Origin of the sequence: Thermogutta sp. (assembly GCF_039793925.1) — a bacterium.
GTDB lineage: Bacteria > Planctomycetota > Planctomycetia > Pirellulales > Thermoguttaceae > Thermogutta.
Genome location: NZ_JBAMME010000293.1, coordinates 1 through 3,421, shown reverse-complemented (window position 1 = coordinate 3,421; position 3,421 = coordinate 1). Strand labels below are relative to the sequence as shown.

Genomic DNA, 3,421 nt, shown 5'->3' with positions numbered 1-3,421 from the left:
TAGTCTGAAAAATCTACCACAAAGGACACGAAGGACACAAAGAAATGCCGGAAAGCGGCTTCGCCCCGAGCCCTCGGCCCCGAGGGCCTCGGCCCGCCACGCGGCGAGCCGCTCGCGGCGTGGCCAAGGGGGCTTCTCTGCCCGCCACGCGGCGAGCCGCTCGCGGCGTGGCCGAGGGGGTGAAAGCACACCAAAGTCTTCGTGTTCTGGGTGTCCTTCGTGGTTTTCAGACAAGCTCTTACGCAGGTAGAGCGGGTAGGTCGGATTGGCCATCCGACCTACCGCTTCCGCAAGTTTCTGGGTAGGCACAGAGTGCCGAAGCAATCTCCCGACTGCGTAAGTCCTATCGATAAACGCCGCCGCGCGCAAGCCTCATTCAGAACCGTGATGGCTTTATCCGGCTGATCGCCATCGGTGATGGATCGTCCTGAGCCGAGCAATTGGCCGAAGAGCAACACCGCTCGCGAACGAACATCCTATCCGGTCTTGGCCCGGTCAATGCTCCGAGTTCCACCCCACTTCTGCATAATCTGTTCGTCGTAGAGATCAGCGGTCTGGGCCACCGCCATCACGGATGCGCGCAACTCCTCCTTGTCGCAGGTGGAGCCCACGATAGTGTGTTCAAAGAAGATGTCACCATCGGCATCTATGCCGAAGGCCCCGAACCGCATGGTATCGTTCTCCCGCAGCAGGAAGTGGAGCAGGTCCGGAGTCAGGTCGCTCCCGAAGGTAACGTAGGCGCGCACCGTAATGGTGGCATCCTTATCCCCCCATGGGGAGACGACAATGTGGGTGAGCGTGGTGCCGGAGAGGACAACGAACATCGGCGCTTCCGGCACAACGTGGACTGTCTCCCCGAAGAGTTGCCGCAGCATCTGCTCGGTCTTCGTGTACATCGCTTCATGAGCACGAGTCTTGAATTGCATCATGCTCCTTTCGCATATTCGGTCTGGATACCTTTGTCCTGATGATACGTCAGAATGACCTTCCCGGGCTGACCCAGATATGGGATCAGTGCCGGAAGTACCCGTTCCTCAATCAGGCGTTCCCCCCGAGTCAGGTCGCCTGCCGTCAGGATCGCTGCCGAAAGCCAGTCCACCACACTCGGGTCCCACTCCACCTCCAGCCCCTGGCGCTGGTATCGCTCCACCAGTGGGGGGAGGACCCACTCCTTCAGCCACGTCTGAAGCCGTTCCGCTGTCGGCTGCTCCGGTTGCCAGGAAATTTCTACCTGATCCATCAGGTCCGGCAGGAGAGGTGGTAAGACCTCCGGACCGACTTTGCCGGCCTCCCGGTCATCCCTATCGGCGTGGAAGCCGATGCGGCGTTTTGCCGTCTCTTCTACGTTCGCAGTCATCACGACGACGGTGTCGCTCAGATAGACTTTGTGTCCCTGAGCGTCGGTCAGGAACCCGGAGCGAAAGGCCTCGGCCAGCACCTCCTGGGCCTGGGGGTGGGCGGCGTCCACGTGCTTGAACAGCACCACCGACCAGGGTTGCTGAGCCAACTGCCGATGGAACTCCAGGACCGCGTCGTGGCCCACATAGCCGGGGGGTGCTCCCGTCAGCCAATTGACGTCGGCCGGATGGGTGAAACGGGTCATATCCAGTTCTATCAACCGGTCAGGGGTGCCATAGAGCGCCTCCGCCAGAACCCGGGCGGCCAGTTCCGGCGCCTGGCCAGGCGTCCCCACGACCAGGACTACCCCGTTGGGGCGAGAGGGGGCCACATCCAGGCCGCGCAGGGTGATCTCCAGGCGATAGATTAATTGTTCGGCGGTGGCCTCCGGGCAGAACGCCCAAGCCCCCAGCCGCCGTTTGACCTCATCCAGCCGTCGGCTCAGTTCCAGTCCCAGGTCCAGCGGGAGGCCAATCATCCGCTGAACGACTTCGCTGACCAGGTCGGGGGTGACCTCCGTCTGCGAGCGGAGAAGAGCAGAGGCCACACTCTGCTCAAAGATGTCAATGGCCTTGTCGGGAAAGTGACGGTTGCGCAGGTACTGCTGGGCCAGCAGGATCGCCCATTGGAGGGCCTCTTCGGAAACGGTGATGCCCCGCTCCCGAATGGCGCGCTCTCTCAACGCGCGCAGAATCTCTAGGGTCGCCTGAGGAGAGAGTTCCTGCACCCGCAGAGGCTGAAAACGACGCTCCAGGGCCCGATCCTGCGCGATGAACTGATGGAATTCTTCGTCGGTGGTGGCGCCGATGCAGGCGATCTGCCCCTTGCCCAGGGCGGGCTTCAGGAGACTCCCCACATCGGACACCCGCCGCACCCCGCCGCTGCCCACAATGGTGTGGATTTCGTCAATGAAGAGGACAATGCCATCCTGGCTGGCCTCTTCCAGGACGGCGTGCATCCGCTTTTCCAGTTCTCCCACAATCCCCGCCCCGCTGACAAGGGCGGAGGACTGCAGGGCAAAGATGCGCAGGCCCTGCAGCGGCGGTGGCACCTCTCCCCGCACAATCCGCTGGGCCAGACCTTCCACGATGGCTGTCTTGCCCACCCCCGCCGGACCGACCAAAAGGGGATTGCGCTTGGTGAAGCGACAGAGCGTCTCCATTATGCTCTGAATTTCCAGGTCCCGGCCCAGAATGGGCGGCAGTTTCCCGTCTAGTGCTTCCTGGCACAGGTCCCGCCCGAACTGTTCCAGGGTGGGGGTAGGCTTCCGGGCCCGGGGACGATACTCGCCGCGCGCCGCGGCTCCGGTTTGCGCCTCCGGAGCGGCCCCGGTGAGCAAACGGTGCAGCTCTTCTTCCAGCGCGTCGGGACGTTGTTCCGCTCCGCCCTCTGTTTTCTGCGGGCTCCGGGACGTTATCCGAGATGGCTCTTCCAGCAGAGTCCACCCGGCCCGCCGCAGGCAGACCGCTGCCAGGTCCCGTTCGGAAGCGCGTGGTTTGCCCGCCCGGACTGCGCGCTGGAAGGCTTCTTCCAAGAGGACCTCCGGTTCTAACCAGTCTACTTCCCCTTGCTGAAGGGACCGTTGGACCTGGTGGTAATACTCTCGGGCTCTCAGGCCTGAAGCGATGGATTCCGCCATCGGGCCGTACCGGTCCAGCAAAACCAGCAGAAAGTGCTGAAGGGCCGGACGGGAGTGCCCGAACCGTTTTGGCATCTCCAGGGCCGCTTTCCAGACCATCTGGGCTCCGGAAGTGAGTTTTTGTGTTGCGTCCATACCTGTCTCCCAGTGAGAACTCACTGCTTATACCCATCGCATTTGTTTCGGCCAGCGCCAATTGCCCGGACGTAAACGACCGGGCGATCTTGACTGAAACGAACACAACGGGTATTAGACGGTAACCTCCGACGAGCGCGTCCGCTTCTCCCTCCTGCCTCGGGCGAGCCCGTGGGACGAGAAAGAGCCTTAGGCTACAGCCGCCGGCATAGTTTCCCACTGCTGAGGATGAGCAGGAGAGTGTCAGGG

General features: G+C 62.4%; 3 protein-coding genes. All 3 read right to left on the bottom strand.

Annotation, left to right across the window (positions count from 1 at the left end; translation table 11 throughout):
* Positions 1–324: hypothetical protein (locus tag ABJK56_RS15225; protein ID WP_347245526.1), on the bottom strand; the 324-nt coding region annotated here is incomplete at its 3' end.
* Positions 325–476: 152 nt separating this feature from the next.
* The gene (locus ABJK56_RS15220) at positions 477–929 is read right to left on the bottom strand and encodes a YbjN domain-containing protein (RefSeq protein WP_347245525.1); all 453 of its coding nucleotides are present in this window, start codon (positions 927–929) and stop codon (positions 477–479) included.
* Positions 926–3,172 (bottom strand): ATP-dependent Clp protease ATP-binding subunit, encoded by a 2,247-nt coding sequence (locus tag ABJK56_RS15215; protein ID WP_347245524.1) that lies wholly within the window; start codon positions 3,170–3,172, stop codon positions 926–928. The genes ABJK56_RS15220 and ABJK56_RS15215 overlap by 4 nt, the downstream gene beginning before the upstream one ends.
* Positions 3,173–3,421: the final 249 nt, after the last annotated feature.